Origin of the sequence: Rhizobium sp. YS-1r (assembly GCF_000757525.1) — a bacterium.
Classification (GTDB): domain Bacteria; phylum Pseudomonadota; class Alphaproteobacteria; order Rhizobiales; family Rhizobiaceae; genus Neorhizobium; species Neorhizobium petrolearium.
In genome coordinates this window covers 644,114-660,234 of sequence record NZ_JPYQ01000006.1, presented here as the reverse complement: position 1 = coordinate 660,234, position 16,121 = coordinate 644,114, and the positions used below count along the sequence as shown (strand labels likewise).

General features: G+C 60.2%; 15 protein-coding genes and 1 pseudogene. 11 read left to right on the top strand and 5 right to left on the bottom strand.

Annotated elements, in window-relative coordinates; genetic code table 11:
• Positions 1-11 precede the first annotated feature (11 nt).
• Positions 12-335, top strand: a complete 324-nt coding sequence (locus JL39_RS07560; RefSeq protein WP_037147935.1) for a helix-turn-helix domain-containing protein — start codon at positions 12-14, stop codon at positions 333-335.
• Here JL39_RS07560 and JL39_RS07555 read toward each other — a convergent pair.
• Positions 332-556, bottom strand: a pseudogene (locus tag JL39_RS07555) (DUF2938 family protein); the annotation flags it as partial. The gene JL39_RS07560 and the pseudogene JL39_RS07555 sit on opposite strands and share 4 nt — an antisense overlap.
• 188 nt (positions 557-744) lie before the next feature.
• On the opposite strand from JL39_RS07555, the gene JL39_RS07550 reads away from it, so the two are divergent.
• Both JL39_RS07550 and JL39_RS07545 read left to right on the top strand, forming a co-directional pair.
• Positions 745-2,004 (top strand): tetracycline resistance MFS efflux pump, encoded by a 1,260-nt coding sequence (locus JL39_RS07550; RefSeq protein ID WP_037147933.1) that lies wholly within the window; start codon positions 745-747, stop codon positions 2,002-2,004.
• 128 nt (positions 2,005-2,132) lie between these two features.
• Positions 2,133-3,527: an MATE family efflux transporter gene (locus JL39_RS07545; RefSeq protein ID WP_037148633.1), complete on the top strand. Its 1,395-nt coding sequence runs from the start codon at positions 2,133-2,135 to the stop codon at positions 3,525-3,527.
• 32 nt (positions 3,528-3,559) lie between these two features.
• On the opposite strand, the gene JL39_RS07540 is transcribed toward JL39_RS07545, so the two are convergent.
• Both JL39_RS07540 and carA read right to left on the bottom strand, forming a co-directional pair.
• Positions 3,560-3,910: an antibiotic biosynthesis monooxygenase gene (locus JL39_RS07540; RefSeq protein WP_052182727.1), complete on the bottom strand. Its 351-nt coding sequence runs from the start codon at positions 3,908-3,910 to the stop codon at positions 3,560-3,562.
• Between the two features lie 98 nt (positions 3,911-4,008).
• Entirely contained in the window at positions 4,009-5,226 is a 1,218-nt protein-coding gene (gene carA / locus JL39_RS07535; protein WP_037148627.1) for a glutamine-hydrolyzing carbamoyl-phosphate synthase small subunit, read from the bottom strand.
• Between the two features lie 326 nt (positions 5,227-5,552).
• On the opposite strand from carA, the gene JL39_RS07530 reads away from it, so the two are divergent.
• Positions 5,553-6,002, top strand: coding sequence for a GatB/YqeY domain-containing protein (locus tag JL39_RS07530; RefSeq protein WP_200883926.1), 450 nt, complete (start codon positions 5,553-5,555; stop codon positions 6,000-6,002).
• Between the two features lie 123 nt (positions 6,003-6,125).
• Here JL39_RS07530 and JL39_RS07525 read toward each other — a convergent pair whose 3' ends face one another.
• Entirely contained in the window at positions 6,126-6,458 is a 333-nt protein-coding gene (locus JL39_RS07525; RefSeq protein ID WP_037147928.1) for a BrnA antitoxin family protein, read from the bottom strand.
• A 52-nt stretch (positions 6,459-6,510) separates the two neighbouring features.
• Positions 6,511-6,714 (bottom strand): BrnT family toxin, encoded by a 204-nt coding sequence (locus tag JL39_RS32865; RefSeq protein ID WP_348270559.1) that lies wholly within the window; start codon positions 6,712-6,714, stop codon positions 6,511-6,513.
• Between the two features lie 172 nt (positions 6,715-6,886).
• On the opposite strand from JL39_RS32865, the gene dnaG reads away from it, so the two are divergent.
• The 7 genes from dnaG to recQ all read left to right on the top strand — a co-directional run bounded on the left by dnaG (position 6,887) and on the right by recQ (position 16,102).
• Complete coding sequence (gene dnaG / locus JL39_RS07515) at positions 6,887-8,887, top strand: DNA primase (protein ID WP_037147925.1); 2,001 nt, start codon at positions 6,887-6,889, stop codon at positions 8,885-8,887.
• 86 nt (positions 8,888-8,973) lie between these two features.
• Positions 8,974-9,321: a GFA family protein gene (locus JL39_RS07510; RefSeq protein WP_037148625.1), complete on the top strand. Its 348-nt coding sequence runs from the start codon at positions 8,974-8,976 to the stop codon at positions 9,319-9,321.
• A 415-nt stretch (positions 9,322-9,736) separates the two neighbouring features.
• Positions 9,737-11,797 carry an RNA polymerase sigma factor RpoD gene (gene rpoD, locus JL39_RS07505; protein WP_037147924.1) on the top strand — a complete coding sequence of 687 codons (2,061 nt, stop codon included), beginning with the start codon at positions 9,737-9,739 and terminating at the stop codon, positions 11,795-11,797.
• 156 nt (positions 11,798-11,953) lie between these two features.
• On the top strand, positions 11,954-12,244 hold the full coding sequence (locus tag JL39_RS07500) for a GYD domain-containing protein (protein WP_037147922.1): 291 nt from the start codon (positions 11,954-11,956) through the stop codon (positions 12,242-12,244).
• A 190-nt stretch (positions 12,245-12,434) separates the two neighbouring features.
• Positions 12,435-12,890, top strand: a complete 456-nt coding sequence (locus JL39_RS07495; protein WP_037147920.1) for a hypothetical protein — start codon at positions 12,435-12,437, stop codon at positions 12,888-12,890.
• A gap of 103 nt (positions 12,891-12,993) precedes the next feature.
• Positions 12,994-14,154: a DUF930 domain-containing protein gene (locus JL39_RS07490; protein ID WP_037148622.1), complete on the top strand. Its 1,161-nt coding sequence runs from the start codon at positions 12,994-12,996 to the stop codon at positions 14,152-14,154.
• A 70-nt stretch (positions 14,155-14,224) separates the two neighbouring features.
• Positions 14,225-16,102 carry a DNA helicase RecQ gene (gene recQ, locus JL39_RS07485; RefSeq protein ID WP_037147917.1) on the top strand — a complete coding sequence of 626 codons (1,878 nt, stop codon included), beginning with the start codon at positions 14,225-14,227 and terminating at the stop codon, positions 16,100-16,102.
• The last annotated feature ends 19 nt before the right edge of the window (positions 16,103-16,121 follow it).

Sequence of the window (16,121 nt, the reverse complement as noted above, 5' to 3'; positions counted from 1 at the left end):
AAAAACATAACATGTCAAGCGATAAACAAAGCGACAAGATTTTCAAGGCATTGGCGGCGCCCGTTCGCCGCGAGATTCTGGATGTTCTGAAAGATCACCCGAAAACGACGGGCGATCTCTGTGCCCGCTTCCCGAAACTCGACCGCTGCACGGTGATGCAGCATCTGAAGGTTCTGGAGGGCGCCGACCTGGTGCTGGTGAAGCGCGAGGGACGGGAGCGTTGGAACCATCTGAACCCGCTGCCGATCAAGGCGATCCACGATCGCTGGATCGGCGCTTATGCGGCGCGCGCGGTCGACATGCTCGACAAGATGAAGCGGGATCTGGAGGGGTAGTGACCCGCCCAGCCGAGGGCCAGCTCGCGGTGATAGGATTCTGCTGCGGCAATGCTTTCATGAAAGACCTTGCCGCGGGAGAGGTGCCAGAACCAGCGGCCGCCCGGCGCCCAGTTGGCTTTCGGCTGGCTGAAGACGCGGTGAAGCACGATGGCCCATAGATCCATGAGGACGGTCGCACCGATGCCGATCAGCATGCCGCGCCAGAGAAATTCGATCATGGGATGCCGCCGGAACAGAATCGAGGAGAGACGCCAACTCCTATAGATCTTTTCCCGCGGGTTGGCTGTCCTTTCATCAAAAACTTTGAAATGTTCACGCATTGTTTCCCTTTTCGTTTGCGGCTATGTAGGCGGCGTGGCGACACGATCGTCTTTCCAGAAAACATCAAAGCCTAGAGAGACACTCGATGCTCGACCCGAAATTCGTCCGCCGCGGCCTTTTCCTCGTCTTCATGATCCTGTTTCTCGATATCATCGGGATTGCGATCATCATGCCGGTGCTGCCGACCTTCCTGCGCGAACTCACCGGCGACGATATGAGCGCGGCTGCCGTCGACGGAGGCTGGCTGCTGCTGATCTATTCGGCGATGCAGTTCCTCTTTGCGCCTCTGCTCGGCAACTTGAGCGACCGCTTCGGCCGCCGGCCGATCCTGCTTGCCTCCGTCTTCACCTTCGCGATCGACAATCTCATCTGCGCGGCTGCGACCAGCTTCTGGATGCTGTTCGTCGGGCGAGTCCTCGCAGGTATCTCGGGCGGCAGTTTCGCCACATGCTCGGCCTATATCGCCGACATCAGCAATGATGAGAACCGCGCCAAGAATTTCGGTCTGATCGGCATTGCATTCGGTGTCGGCTTCACGGTGGGACCGGTGATCGGCGGCCTGCTTGGCGAGCTCGGACCGAGGGTGCCCTTCCTTGGCGCCGGCCTCCTGTCGCTCGCCAATTTCATCGCCGCCTGGTTCCTGCTTCCGGAGACGCTCGGCAGGGCGCATCGCCGCAAATTCGAATGGAGGCGCGCGAACCCGCTCGGCGCGCTGCGCCAGATGCGCCATTATCCGGGAATCGGCTGGGTCATGCTGGTGATGTTCCTCTATTGGCTGGCCCATGCGGTCTACCCGTCCGCCTGGGCTTTCGTCTCGGCCTATCGCTACGGCTGGAGCGAGGGTCAGATCGGCCTGTCGCTCGGTCTCTTCGGCATCTGCGCGGCCTTGGTCATGGGCTTCGTCCTGCCGAAGCTGGTGCCGGTTCTCGGCGAATGGAAGACGGCGGTGCTGGGACTTTCCTTCTCCTGTCTCGGCCTCACCGGCTACGGCCTGGCCTGGGAAGGATGGGTCGTCTATGCCGTGATCCTTGCGACGACAATCGAGAATGTTGCCGACCCGCCGCTGAGGAGCATTGCAGCCGGCAAGGTGCCGCCGTCGGCGCAAGGCGAGCTTCAGGGGGCGATGACAAGCCTTACCAGCCTGACGACGATCATCGGTCCTGCAATCTTCACGCAGCTTTTCAGCGCCTTCACCGGCCCGGAGGCAATCATTGAATTTGCCGGCGCGCCTTACATCATGGCGGCGATCTTCATGGCTGTGGCTATCCTGGTGTTCTTGACCCGAATTTCGCGGAGAACTTCCGCAGTTCCGGCTGGAAACGAGCTGTCCCATCAGATTTCTTGAAGGGACCAGCCAAAAATTCTGCTGGGTCGCGCGTAAGCCTTGCCGCACGGATGATGCTCCTCTATAGGCTGCATCATCCGCCGCTCGCCAGTTCCTGGAAGCGGCTTTTTTCGTCTGTGGAGGAGACCATGTCGAGCCGGGCCACGACCTTCAAGGGGACAGCGGACAATTCCTGGTCCTCGCATATGCGGGCGACATTTGCTCTCGGCGTGCCGCTTGTCGGCGCACAGCTCGCCCAGATGGCAATCAACACGACCGACGTCATCATGGTCGGCTGGCTCGGGACCACCGAACTGGCAGCCGTGGTTCTCGGCAGTCAGATGTTCTTCATCGTCTTCATCTTCGGTTCGGGCTTTGCAAGCGCCGTGGTGCCGATGGTCGCGCAGGCATTGGGGCGGGGTGATTCCGTATCGGTCCGTCGCTCGGTTCGGATGGGCATGTGGGTGGTGATCGCCTATGGCGTCGTGACCGCACCCATCCTGTGGTTCTCCCAGCCGATGCTGATCGCGCTCGGACAGGATCCGGAAGTCGCCGGGCTGGCGCAGGGCTACCTGCGCATCATCCAGTGGGGTATTTTCCCGAATCTGGTCCTTATGGTGATGCGCGGTTTCCTGAGCGGACTCCAGCGGGGCGGCATCATCCTTTACGTGACGATCGGCATGTTCCTCACCAATGCGGTGATGAACTATGCCTTCATCTTTGGCAATTTCGGCGCGCCTGCCCTGGGGTTGCAAGGGGCGGCCGTGGCATCCATCGCCGCGGCCACGATTGGCTGCCTGCTTTCGATCGCTTATATCGAAGCGAAGGAAAAAACGCGGGCCTACGAATTGTTTGTCCGCTTCTGGAGGCCGGATTGGGTGGCATTCCGGGAGGTGGTCAATCTCGGCTTGCCGATCAGCTTCACCATTCTCGCCGAGACTAGTCTTTTTGCTGCTGCGTCATTGCTGATGGGAATGCTCGGCAAGATCGAGCTTGCCGCGCACGGTATCGCACTGCAGCTGGCGTCCATCGCCTTCATGATCCCGCTCGGACTTTCGCAGGTGGCGACGGTACGCGTCGGATTGGCCAATGGACGCGGAGATGTGCTCGGCCTCCGGCGCGCGGCAGTGTCGGCTCTTCTGATCAGCATCTGCTTTACGCTGGCAGGGAGCGTGCTTTTCGCTCTGTTTCCGCGCGAGCTCGGTTCGCTCTTCCTGGATATGAAGCGACCCGATGCCGAAACACTGCTCAAATTTGCCGCGCCGCTCATCATCATTTCAGGTGCTTTTCAGGTCGTCGATGGCTTGCAGGCGGTGGGGGCAGGGTTGCTTCGCGGTCTCAAGGATACCAGGGTGCCGATGCTGCTGGCGCTGATCGCCTATTGGCCGATCGGCTTCGCCTGTGCCTGGATTTTCGCCTTCCCGCTCGGCTTCCGGGGGGTGGGCGTCTGGTTCGGCTTCGTGCTCGGCCTTGCGGCGGCGGCGGCATTCCTGTGCGGACGCTTCTGGCTGCTGCTGCATCGCCGGATGCAGGAGGCCCGCTGAAGATCAGCGGGCCGTTGGCGTCAAAGAGCGGATCAAGCCGGAAGAAGCTCGGGCAACATCACGGGCGAATAGAAGGCCACATGGGTTTCGACGCCAAGGCGCCGGCTCAGCATCTGCCGGTCTATCCCGGCCGCAGCATCCGCTTTGGCTACAGCCGCAATGACCGGCTGAAGGACGTGTTCGCCCTCGAACTGGAGGATGGTGATGAGATTGAACGTCTCGGCGCCTGAATTCTGTTCAAGAACCATGTCGTCAATAAAGCCTGGTTGCGCGCGTATGACGTCGTGCGTCCTTCCGATCAGCCTCATGAACTCGTCACGGGCGCCTGCCGGTACCGAGAATCTATTGACGCGAACGACGCGTCCGCTCTTCATTTCGCTCATAAGAAAAACCCCTGTTCGACATGAACAGGGGTCTTATGCGACCTCAACCAAAGTTGAGGTCAATAGGCCTTGCGTGATTTTTCAAATGCCCGCGAAAGTCAACGTTCAGCGAGCGCCGGTTCACCTTTGCGTTCGCGCACCAGGTTGACGAAACGGCGGAAGAGATAGTGGCTGTCCTGCGGGCCGGGCGACGCCTCGGGGTGATGCTGCACGGAGAAGACCGGCTTGCCGGCAACGCGCAGCCCGCAATTCGTGCCGTCGAAGAGCGAAACATGCGTTTCTTCAACGCTTTCCGGTAGGGACTTCGAGTCGACTGCGAAGCCATGATTCATGGATACGATCTCGACCTTGCCGGTCGTGTGGTCTTTGACCGGATGGTTGGCGCCGTGATGGCCCTGATGCATTTTTTCGGTCTTGGCACCAAGCGCAAGGCCGAGCATCTGGTGACCGAGGCAGATGCCGAAGGTCGGGATGTCCGTCTTGAGGATGTCACGGATGACCGGCACGGCATATTCGCCGGTTGCGGCCGGATCGCCGGGACCATTCGACAGGAAGATGCCGTCAGGCTTCAACGCGAGGATATCTTCGGCGGATGTCTGGGCCGGTACGATGGTCACCTTGCAGTCGAGGCCTGAGAAGAGGCGCAGGATGTTGCGCTTCACGCCGTAGTCGATGCAGACGATGTGGTATTTTGCGTCTTCCGGCGAGAGTTCTCCGTAGCCTTCGTTCCAGACCCAGGGCGTCTGCACCCACTGAGAAGATTGCCCGGAGGTCGCTTCCTTGGCGAGGTCGAGACCTTCGAGGCCGCTCCAGGCCTTGGCCTCGGCCTTGAGTGTTTCGATGTCGAAGACGCCGTTCGGGTCATGGGCGATGATGGCATTTGGTGCGCCGTTCTGCCGGATCCAGGCCGTGAGTGCGCGGGTGTCTATGCCGGACAGGCCGATGACGCCGCGTGCCTTCAGCCAGGCATCGAGATGCTTGGCGGCACGGTAGTTGGAGGGTTCCGTGATGTCGGCCTTGAAGATGACGCCGACTGCGCCGCGCCGCGCGGCGGGTGTCAGGTCCTCGATGTCCTCTTCATTGGTGCCGACATTGCCGATATGCGGGAAGGTGAAGGTGACGATCTGGCCGAGATAGGACGGATCCGTGAGGATTTCCTCGTACCCCGTCAGCGCGGTGTTGAAGACGACTTCTGCCGTTACCTTGCCGGTCGCGCCTATCCCCGTTCCTTCGATCACCGTGCCATCGGCAAGAACGAGAACGGCGGTGGGTTTCTTCGTGGTCCAAGGGGCGGTGGTTGGAGCGGTCGCGGTCATGATCATCCTTCTGCCTCACCGCCCCGTCCCTTGAAGAGACAGGCTGTGAGGGCCATTTATAGTCGCAGAAAAGGGCGCGCGGGGTATCCCGGCGCAAACCCTGACATTTAAATCTCGTGCAGGTGCCGGAAAATAGACAAAGCAGGCGGGGTGGTCAATCTCGCCCGCCAAGAAATCCATGGGGATTGAAACCTCCGGAATTTAGGGGCTCGGGTGAATTGATTTGATCGATCCGAACCGGTCGTCTATGACTGCAACGGAATGACAAGGAAAAGCCACAATTCCCGGTGCCTGCGCAAGCTTTTCCCAAGGAGAAAAAGACGATGATGCGCGACAAGCTTTCTGAAGCGCTCAAGACTGCCATGAAGGCCAAGGACAACCGTCGCGTTTCGACGGTGCGTCTCATCCAGACCGCGATCAAGGACCGCGATATCGCGAACCGCGGCCTCGGCAAGGATCCGGTGAGTGATGACGACATCCTGCAAATACTGCAGAAAATGGTGAAGCAGCGCGAGGAATCGGCCAAGATCTATGAGGATGCCGGCCGCGCCGAACTCGCCGCCCAGGAGCGCGAGGAAATCGACATCATCAAGGGCTTTATGCCTGAGCAGCTTTCGGATGCAAAGGTTGGCGAGCTCGTTCAGGCGACGATCGCCGAAATGGGAGCCCAGGGCCTCCGCGACATGGGCAAGGTGATGGCCGCGTTGAAGGAAAAATATCCGGGCCAGATGGATTTCGCCAAGGCCTCCGGCGTGGTGAAGGAGCTTTTGAAGTAAGCTTGCGGCTTGAATCTTGAATGGAATTCAAAAGCGGGATTCCGATGATCGGATTCCCGTTTTTTGCTGGTCTGTACCTCTTGCCCGCGGCCATGGACTTGGTGGCAGCGGGGCGGGGCAGTTCTATTTCTTATGGCGCTTTTGCTGGCGCACGTAATGCCGCAGAACGGCATTGATGCGGGTCTGGTATCCCTTGCCAGTGGATTTGAAGAAATCGATGATCTCGTCATCCACACGAATGGAAATGGACCTCTTGGGTTTCGGCACGACGAGAACGGCGTTGGACCAGTCGATATCCTGGAACTCCGCCCAATCGGGATCGCCCGCAGTTGCATGATCGATATCTTCGTCGGTCATGGCCTGGACGCGCGCCCAATCGGTCTGGCCTTTTTCGCCTCGCGCACGCTTCAAGCGAAGTTCATCGAGGGTAACGGTGGTAATAGAGTCTTTGCTCATTCTGTCTGGCCGCTCGTGCTGAGATGATCCGGCATTTTTCACCTCTCATCGTCTAAACGACTGCTATGAGGCGCTCTGTATTGGGACAAATTGCAAGGATGCGGACTTCTCCGTTTCGATCCGAGCGCAATTCAAGACGGGGCTCTTGGAGGGCGAATACCACATCTTCGAAATCAATCTGATGTTTTTCAAGACTGGTTCTCCGCTTGTCTTCGTTCCATTCGAAGATGGAGAGCGCTTCTTGCTCATGATTCATGGCGGTACCCAAAAGACTTCAGTTGCCTTCAGGCACGTAATGCGCCACGTGTATGGACAAATGTATATACATGGGTGCGGGTAGTCAAGCCTGTGAATAGCGGGCAGTATTTTGCTTGGCAGTGGTGTTGCGGTGCCGCTCTGCTTATATGGAAGCTGGCCCAGAGGTGAATATGCGCTTTTCCAACAGTTTCCTCGATGAAATCCGCGACCGTGTGCCGATATCGGCCGTGATCGGCCGCCGGGTGACGTGGGATCGCAGGAAGACCAATGTCTCGCGCGGCGACTACTGGGCCTGCTGCCCCTTCCACGGAGAGAAGAGCCCGAGCTTTCATTGCGAGGACCGCAAGGGCCGCTATCACTGCTTCGGCTGCGGTGTTTCAGGTGATCATTTCCGTTTCCTGACCGATCTCGAAGGCCTGAGCTTTCCCGAGGCGGTGCAGCAGATTGCCGACCTCGCAGGCATTGCCCTGCCGCAGCCGGACCCTCAGGCCGAGAAGCGCGAGAAGGAGCGCATGTCGCTGCTTGATGTCATGGAGATGGCGGCGCGCTTCTTTCAGGACCAGCTCCAGAGTGCCGGCGGTGCCAAGGCGCGCGCCTATTTGCGCGACCGCGGGTTGACGGGCCGCACCATCGAGACCTTCAGGCTCGGCTACGCTTCGGAAAGCCGCAATGCACTCAAGGAGTTCCTGGCCGGCAAGGGTGTGCCGAAGGAACAGATCGAGGCTTGCGGGCTGGTGCGGCATGGCGACGACATTCCGGTTTCCTACGACTATTTCCGAGACCGCATCATGTTCCCCATCCTGTCTTCGCGGGAAAAGGTGATCGCTTTCGGCGGTCGTGCCATGTCACCGGATGCGCCGGCCAAATACATGAACTCGCCGGAAACCGAGCTCTTTCACAAGGGGCAGGTGCTCTACAATTTCGCCCGCGCCCGGCGGGCAGCTCAAGCGGGTGCCGGCAAAAGCGAGGCCGGCACGATCATCGCCGTCGAGGGCTATATGGACGTCATCGCGCTCAGCCAGGCGGGCATCGACAATGCCGTGGCGCCGCTCGGCACAGCTCTCACGGAAAACCAGCTCGACCTTCTCTGGAAGATGTCGCCGCAACCGATCCTCTGCTTCGACGGTGACGGCGCCGGGTTGCGCGCCGCAAGCCGGGCTGCCGATCTGGCACTGCCTTTGCTGAAGCCCGGGCGTTCGGTGCGCTTCGCACTCCTGCCGGATGGCAAGGATCCGGATGATCTCGTCAAGCATGAGGGTCGCGCGCCTTTCGACAAGGTGCTGTCTGAAGCCAAGCCGCTGGTGGACGTGATCTGGCAGCGCGAGGCGGCTTCCGCGAATTTCGACACACCGGAAAAGCGTGCCGAGCTTGAGGCGCGGCTGAAGCAGATCATCTCGGTCATCGCCGATGAGAATGTGCGCCGCTATTATCAGCAGGATATCCGCGACCGTCTCAACAGCTTCTTCGCGCCGGTTCCGCGGGGCGGCAACGACCGGCGACAGGGTTTTCAGCGCGGCGGCGGTGGCAGGATGGGGCAGGGAGGCACGCCGCAAGGGCCGCGCGCCGCCGGGAGGGGCGTCGGCATCTCCGACCGGCTTGCCCGTTCCGGCCTCGTTCGCGGCTATGGCGATCTGTCGGCGCTTCGGGAAAGCGTGCTGGCGCTCACCATCGTCAACCATCCGCAGCTTCTCCTGGAAGAATATGACGAGATCGCCGCTATCGATTTCGAGAACCGTGATCTGCAGCGCTTCTGGTCTGCCATGCTGCCGGCAGCGGCGACCGCCGGCGCCAATCTTTCGCGCGAATACCTGGTAAAGCGGCTTTCCGCCGAGGGTTTCGACGGTCTGCTGAGGTCTCTCGACCAGCAGATTCGCAATGCGCGGCTCTGGACTGCAACCGAGCAGGCGGCAATGGAGGACGCTCGCGAAGGCTATCGCCAAGCGCTGTCTCTCCACAAGCGCACCAAGGCGCTGCGGCTCCAGAAGATCGAACTCGAGCGCGAAATTGCTGAGGCGACGGAGGCGGGTGATGCCGGCGAGATCGAGCCGCTGCTCAGGGCGCTTTCGGAAGTGCAGCTCGAAATCCTGCGTATGGAAAACCAGGAAGCGATCATCGATGGTTTCGGCGTGCTATCCGGCCGCGTGAAGGGGGCCGCCGTCAGCCACGGCTAGCCCGCGACACCGTGAGGCTACGCTCTTGCCGAATAATCTGGGCGCTCTAATCTACGCCGGCGCGAATGAGGAGGAGATGGATGGCGATGCATATTTCGGGGAGCTGCCATTGCGGCGAAATTGCTTTCGATGCGGAGGGCGAGTTCGACAAGGCATTGGAATGCAACTGTTCCATCTGTCGCCGCAAAGGCTCGCTGCTGGCTTTCGTGCCGCGAAGCCAGTTCGAATTGACGACATCTCGCGAAAACCTTTCGACCTATCAGTTCAACAAGCATGTGATTGCCCATTATTTCTGTGCCAATTGCGGCATTGCACCTTTCAGCGAGGCGACTATGCCGGATGGAACAGAAATGACGGCAATCAATTTAAGATGCGTGCCGGAGATCGATCTCAGGGCACTCACGATAACTCAGTATGACGGCGCTTCCCATTAAGTGATGCGGCGGGACTGAGGCTGCGTCCTTTGTGCAAGTGCAAACCCTTGTCTTTGAGGGCGTGCCGCCTACATATCGGGTAAATCTGGTGAGCGTCCCCCTATTAGGCCTGTCTTGGGCGGGTTTTTCCACTTTTCCTGGGCATGGGCTCTGGAAAGGCTTGACGGAACGTTAATTTGTGGGAATCACCATTTCAAGGCAGAACAGGCGGAGTGGGTCAATAGCACCGAACATGACCGGTGATCTTCTGACAGGACGGTCCTGCGTCAAAAGCGACCGCCGAATGGTAATCGGGAATTAAAGGTCATTCCGTTACGTGTTGAACAGTGATTCGCGGTGAAGGCGGTCAATTCCGTCTTGAGCCGATGGCCACGAAGCGCGGCAAAAGTGGCGTTCAGGGAAAGCGACGAAATACATGGCAACAAAAGTCAAAGAAACCGAAGAAGCAGATAACGAACGCGAAGGTACGCAAGATGGTCCGCTTCTCGACCTTTCTGACGACGCGGTCAAAAAGATGATCAAAGCCGCCAAGAAGCGCGGCTATGTCACCATGGACGAGTTGAATTCGGTCCTGCCTTCGGAGGAAGTCACCTCCGAGCAGATCGAGGATACGATGTCGATGCTCTCCGACATGGGCATCAACGTCGTCGAGGACGAGGAGGCGGAAGAGGCCGCCGCTGGTGACGACGACGAAGGCGACAGCGACGGCGAGGAGAGCGAAGGCGGCGAACTCGCCACCACCTCCAGTACCGCGCTTGCGACCGCCAAGAAGAAGGAACCGACCGACCGTACCGACGATCCGGTGCGCATGTACCTGCGCGAAATGGGGTCGGTGGAGCTTCTGTCGCGCGAAGGCGAAATTGCGATCGCCAAGCGTATCGAAGCCGGTCGCGAGACGATGATCGCCGGTCTCTGCGAGAGCCCGCTGACCTTCCAGGCGTTGATCATCTGGCGCGACGAGCTCAATGAGGGCACGACGCTGCTGCGCGAAATCATCGACCTCGAAACGACCTATTCCGGTCCCGAGGCGAAGGCTGCGCCGCAGTTCCAGAGCCCGGAGAAGATCGAGGCCGACCGGAAGGCCGCGGAAGAGAAGGAAAAGAGCCGCAAGGCTCGCTTCTCCGCCGCCAATGACGACGACATCACCGCCGTCGGCGGTGAAGGCATGGCCCTCGAGGAAGAGGAAGAGGACGACGACGAGTCCAACCTGTCGCTTGCCGCGATGGAAGCGGAATTGCGTCCGCAGGTGATGGAAACCCTCGACCTGATCGCCGACACCTACAAGAAGCTGCGCAAGCTGCAGGACCAGCAGGTCGAGCAGCGGCTTGCCGCTACCGGTACGCTGTCGTCCGCTCAGGAGCGTCGCTACAAGGAGCTCAAGGACGAGCTGATCACGGCGGTCAAGTCGCTGTCGCTCAACCAGAACCGCATCGACGCCCTCGTCGAGCAGCTCTACGACATCAACAAGCGCCTTGTGCAGAACGAAGGCCGCCTGCTGCGTCTTGCCGAATCCTATGGCGTCAAGCGCGACTCGTTCCTGGAACAGTACCAGGGGGCCGAGCTCGATCCCAACTGGATGAAGTCGATCGCCAATCTGGCGGCTCGTGGCTGGAAGGAATTCGCGCGCGCCGAGAACACGACGATCCGCGACATCCGCCAGGAGATCCAGAATCTGGCGACCGAAACCGGCATCTCGATCTCGGAATTCCGCCGCATCGTGCACATGGTGCAGAAGGGCGAGCGCGAAGCGCGCATCGCCAAGAAGGAGATGGTCGAAGCGAACCTTCGCCTCGTCATCTCCATCGCCAAGAAGTACACGAACCGCGGCCTGCAGTTCCTCGACCTCATCCAGGAAGGCAATATCGGCCTGATGAAGGCGGTCGACAAGTTCGAGTACCGCCGCGGCTACAAGTTCTCGACCTACGCTACCTGGTGGATCCGGCAGGCGATCACCCGTTCGATCGCCGACCAGGCCCGCACGATCCGCATTCCGGTGCATATGATCGAGACGATCAACAAGATCGTCCGCACATCGCGCCAGATGCTGCACGAGATCGGCCGCGAGCCGACGCCGGAAGAACTGGCCGAAAAGCTCGCCATGCCGCTCGAAAAGGTCCGCAAGGTCCTGAAGATCGCCAAGGAACCGATCTCGCTCGAAACCCCGGTGGGTGACGAGGAGGATAGCCACCTCGGCGACTTCATCGAGGATAAGAACGCGCTTCTGCCGATTGATGCGGCGATCCAGGCGAACCTGCGCGAGACGACGACCCGCGTTCTCGCCTCGCTCACCCCGCGTGAAGAGCGCGTGCTGCGCATGCGTTTCGGCATCGGCATGAATACGGACCACACGCTCGAAGAGGTCGGCCAGCAGTTCTCGGTCACGCGCGAACGTATCCGTCAGATCGAGGCGAAGGCGCTCAGGAAGCTCAAGCATCCGAGCCGCTCCAGAAAGCTCCGCAGCTTCCTCGATAGCTGAGCGGGCGTTACGAGACGAAGATTGGAAACCCGGTTTGCGAAGGCAGGCCGGGTTTTTCGTTGCAAGTTTGCGCGCCTCTCCCTGGAGGAGTACCATCCTCACAGATGCGGAACTGGGGCGGCGCCCCGCGAGGAGGTGCCGCATGGGAGAACTGCAATGACCTACATCGTGATGCTGAATTGGACCGAGCAGGGCATCAAGAACGTGCGCGAGTCACCCAAACGGCTGGATGCCGCCAAGAAAGCGCTGGAAGCAATGGGAGGTTCTTTCAAGGATTTCTATCTGACCATGGGCGAATATGACATGGTTGCAGTGTGCGAGGCGCCCGACGATGCGGTCCTGGCCCATTTCATTCTGGCCCTCGGGATGGGTGGAAATGTCAGAACGCGCACCATGAAGGCGTTTCCCGAGAATGCGTATCGCGAGCTGATCGCCGGCCTCAGCTAAGGCGTGGTGAAGGTTAGATGCTCTCTGACTAACCGTTCGGCGCAATGCCAGTAGGCATGGCGCTGCGTATCCGGTTGCTGTGGCGTCCGGCCAGAAGTCGTTAATCTGCAATCGATACCCAATCAACCCTGACAACGGAATGCGCCGACAGGGATGGAAGTATGAAGACAGATCGTAGGCGGGAGGTGTTATGATGCGAGTATTTGGCAGAGCGATCAGCATGTTGCTTCTATCGCTGGGGACAACATCTGCCCACGGACAGGCATTGGTATCCTGCGGTGCGTCCGAAGGGCGTGCATATGTTATTGAGGGCGGATTGGTCAGGCCTGGCAAAGGTGGGTGGATCAGCGATCAAATCACCGACGGCAAGTTCGAAGTTGTAAAGCGGGGAGCAGAGTATGACATTCACTATTACGATGCGACGCGGCGTAGCTATTCAGCGCGTCAGGACGACAGTGCAACTGTAATAGCGCTGAGAGAAGCACCTACCGAACTGGTCATATTGGCGGTTTATCCAAGTCGTGGCGCAGGTGGGACCACAGAGGTCTTTCAGTTCCGGCCATTAGACCGAGAAGTCGTCTGGATGCAGATGAAATACGGAGGTCTGATTAAAAAGACCTCCGTATTTCATGCACGATGCGACTGACCTCACGAGTGAACGTCCCACAGGCCGCGGACAACATGGAATTTGTTTTGTTTTGATGGGTCGGGACTCGATCCTGTCGACTTTCCATCTTACATCGGGTTCCATGACGGACGAACTCAGGAAGCGGCGCGGCAATATGGGATGGGGCATTCCGGCCTCCATCCTTCTGCATGCCGTTTTCGCGGCCGTGCTGTTCTTTCACCTGCCGCTCGATTTTTCGGAGCCGCAGGAAGAGGAGAGCGTGAACGTCGAGATCGTTCCTCCACCGGAAGAGCCCGAACAGAAGGTGGAAGAGCAACCCGTTCCGGAAGAACCGAAGCCGGAAGAGGTGAAGAAGGAAGAGGCCCCCCCGCCGCCCGAACCGCCGAAGCAGGAGGAGGCCAAGCAGGAGGAGCCGCCGCCTCCGCCTGAGCCGCCGAAACAGGAAGAGACCAAACAAGAAGAGCCGCCCCCACCGCCTCCTTCCGAGCCGCCGCAACAGCAGGAGGCCAAACCGGACGAGCAGCCTCCTGCGAACCAGCAGGCTGGGGGACAGCCTATCCCGGTCCTGCGTCCGGTCTTCGAGTTTGGCGAAAAAGATAGCGGATCGAAGAAAACCGAAACCGGAAATGCCTCGGAGGAGGCGGAGATGCCGCCGGCCGAAACCCGACCGGATACCGAGACCGCCGAGCCGCCGAAACCTTCGGAGGAGGAGCCGGTCGTCGCCGAAGAGCCTCCGGCAAATCCCGTGCCTGACGATATCACTGTGCCGGAGGTCGATATTGCAGCCGCCGAGCGGCGACAGAACGGCCCGTCTTCTGAGACTTCCCCGGACGCGACCAAAGCGGATATCGTCGCTCCCTCTCCCGCAGCGCAGCCCGAAGGCGAGCCGGCTAAAACGCCACCGGCGAAAAAAACCACCGAACTGACGGAGGCGAAGACGCTGTTCTCGCAAAGAGAGACGAACGATCCCGTGGCTACGACGGCGATGGGCAATGTGCCGCGCGGTGTGCGGGCCGGCCAGCTTTGCGCTACGGAGATGCAAGAACAGTTGCGCCATGCCTCTCCGCGATATCGGCCCGAAATCGTACAGGTCTACCGTCTGCCGCAGGGAAACGTCCTGGAGGTCAGGAGCGGTGCTTTCCGGGCAAACGCGCAGTGGTACAATCTCAGTTTTCGTTGCGAAATCGATGAAGATGCGACCAAGGTTGTCTCCTTCGCATTCGATGTCGGCGCACCGGTGCCGCAAAGCGAGTGGCGCAAGCGGGGCTTTCCGGAATTCTGATTGGCGCGTGGCACTCGCTGCCGGCGCGTCGCCGGTGTCATAGTGCCGGCATTCATGTAAAAGCGATTCGATGCAGCAAACCGAAAATACGACCGATCTCCTGTTCGATCGCGACGGTGCGGGGAACCCGCTTGCCGTCCTGAAGCATGTCTATGGTTATTCCGCTTTCCGCGGCAAACAGGCCGCCGTCGTCGATCGGGTCGTGTCGGGCGGCGATGCAGTCGTGCTTTTTCCGACAGGAGCGGGCAAGTCGCTGTGCTTTCAGATTCCCGCGCTCTGCCGGGGCGGCGTCGGCATCGTGATTTCACCGCTGATCGCGCTGATGCGGGACCAGGTGGAGGCGCTGAAGCAGCTCGGCATACGTGTCGCAGCGCTCAATTCGTCGTTGACGCGCGAGGAGTTTGTCGATGTCCGCCGGGCGATCGCCGCCGGCGATCTGAAGCTTCTCTATGTGACGCCCGAGCGTGTCGTCACGTCCGGTTTCCGGGAGATGATCGGCAATGTGCGGATCGCGCTGTTCGCAATCGATGAGGCGCATTGTGTCTCCCAGTGGGGACATGATTTCCGGCCGGAGTATCGCGAACTCGGCCGGCTCGCCGAACAGTATCCGGGCGTGCCGCGCATCGCGCTGACGGCGACCGCCGATCCGCATACCCGCGACGATATCGTCGACAAGCTGGCGCTCCGTTCGGCGGAAGTCTTCACGACCTCGTTCGACCGCCCGAACATTTCCTATGAGATCGTCGAACGAGACCAGCCGCGCCAGCAGCTCTTGCGCTTCCTGTCGCGCCACAAGGGTTCGAGCGGTATCGTCTATTGCCTCTCGCGCGCCAAGGTCGAGGATACGGCCGAATGGCTGAACGGGCAGGGCATTCGTGCACTTTCCTATCATGCCGGAATGGAGCGGCAGGTCCGCGACGCTCATCAGGATGCATTTCTGAAGGATGAGAACCTCTGCCTTGTCGCGACCGTCGCCTTCGGCATGGGGATCGACAAACCGAACGTGCGATATGTGGCGCATCTCGACCTGCCGGGGTCGGTCGAGGCCTATTATCAGGAAACCGGGCGCGCCGGCCGCGACGGCCTTCCGTCCGAGGTCTGGATGGCCTATGGCATGGCGGACGTCATCCAGCGCCGGCGGATGATCGACGAGGGCACGTCGGGTGACGACATCAAGCGCGTCGAGCGTGCCAAGCTCAATGCGCTTCTTGCGATATGCGAGACGCCGGGCTGCCGCCGGCAGGCGATCCTGGCGCATTTCGGCGAGATGCATCAAGGCGGATGCGGCAATTGCGATACATGCCTCAAGCCGGTCGAAACCTGGGACGGTACGGAGGCCGCGATCAAGGCGCTGGCTGCGGTCTATCGAACCGGGGAGCGCTTCGGAACCGGCCACCTCGTCGATGTGCTGCTTGGAACCGTCAACGAAAAGACCACCCGTTTCGGCCATGTGGACATGCCGGTTTTCGGTGTCGGCAAGGATATCCCTTCGAAGACCTGGCAATCGGTCTACCGCCAGCTTCTTGCCGCGGGCTTCGTCAGCGTCGATCACAACGCCTTCGGCGCGCTGAGGCTGGAGCCGGAGGCCCGGGCCGTATTCAAGCGAGAGCGCGAGGTGCGCTTCCGCAAGGATCGTCCGACAACGGGCAAGGCAGCGAGAAGCGCTTCGCCCAGTTCGGCGAATGCCAAGTTGCAGCTGCAAGGCCACGATTTGGAACTCTTCGAGGCCCTCCGTGCCGCCCGCACGGCGATTGCCAGGGAACTGTCGGTGCCGCCCTATGTCGTCTTTCCGGACACGACCCTGGTCGCGTTCGCGACCGAACGCCCGAAGAGCCGCGATGCATTGCTTGGCATTTCCGGCGTCGGGCAGTCCAAGCTGGAACGCTACGGTGATGCTTTTCTTCAGGTCATCAGGGTGCATCAGCCGTCGGGGCGAACACCCGGTTGATCACGCGGCGAAGCGGGTT

Excerpts from the sequence above, each read along its gene's own strand:
- JL39_RS07560 (WP_037147935.1), top strand. The coding sequence starts at position 12 with ATGTCAAGCGATAAACAAAGCGACAAGATTTTCAAGGCATTGGCGGCG.
- JL39_RS07550 (WP_037147933.1), top strand. The coding sequence starts at position 745 with ATGCTCGACCCGAAATTCGTCCGCCGCGGCCTTTTCCTCGTCTTCATG.
- JL39_RS07545 (WP_037148633.1), top strand. The coding sequence starts at position 2,133 with ATGTCGAGCCGGGCCACGACCTTCAAGGGGACAGCGGACAATTCCTGG.
- JL39_RS07540 (WP_052182727.1), bottom strand. The coding sequence starts at position 3,910 with ATGAGCGAAATGAAGAGCGGACGCGTCGTTCGCGTCAATAGATTCTCG.
- carA (WP_037148627.1), bottom strand. The coding sequence starts at position 5,226 with ATGACCGCGACCGCTCCAACCACCGCCCCTTGGACCACGAAGAAACCC.
- JL39_RS07530 (WP_200883926.1), top strand. The coding sequence starts at position 5,553 with ATGCGCGACAAGCTTTCTGAAGCGCTCAAGACTGCCATGAAGGCCAAG.
- JL39_RS07525 (WP_037147928.1), bottom strand. The coding sequence starts at position 6,458 with ATGAGCAAAGACTCTATTACCACCGTTACCCTCGATGAACTTCGCTTG.
- JL39_RS32865 (WP_348270559.1), bottom strand. The coding sequence starts at position 6,714 with ATGAATCATGAGCAAGAAGCGCTCTCCATCTTCGAATGGAACGAAGAC.
- dnaG (WP_037147925.1), top strand. The coding sequence starts at position 6,887 with ATGCGCTTTTCCAACAGTTTCCTCGATGAAATCCGCGACCGTGTGCCG.
- JL39_RS07510 (WP_037148625.1), top strand. The coding sequence starts at position 8,974 with ATGCATATTTCGGGGAGCTGCCATTGCGGCGAAATTGCTTTCGATGCG.
- rpoD (WP_037147924.1), top strand. The coding sequence starts at position 9,737 with ATGGCAACAAAAGTCAAAGAAACCGAAGAAGCAGATAACGAACGCGAA.
- JL39_RS07500 (WP_037147922.1), top strand. The coding sequence starts at position 11,954 with ATGACCTACATCGTGATGCTGAATTGGACCGAGCAGGGCATCAAGAAC.
- JL39_RS07495 (WP_037147920.1), top strand. The coding sequence starts at position 12,435 with ATGATGCGAGTATTTGGCAGAGCGATCAGCATGTTGCTTCTATCGCTG.
- JL39_RS07490 (WP_037148622.1), top strand. The coding sequence starts at position 12,994 with ATGACGGACGAACTCAGGAAGCGGCGCGGCAATATGGGATGGGGCATT.
- recQ (WP_037147917.1), top strand. The coding sequence starts at position 14,225 with ATGCAGCAAACCGAAAATACGACCGATCTCCTGTTCGATCGCGACGGT.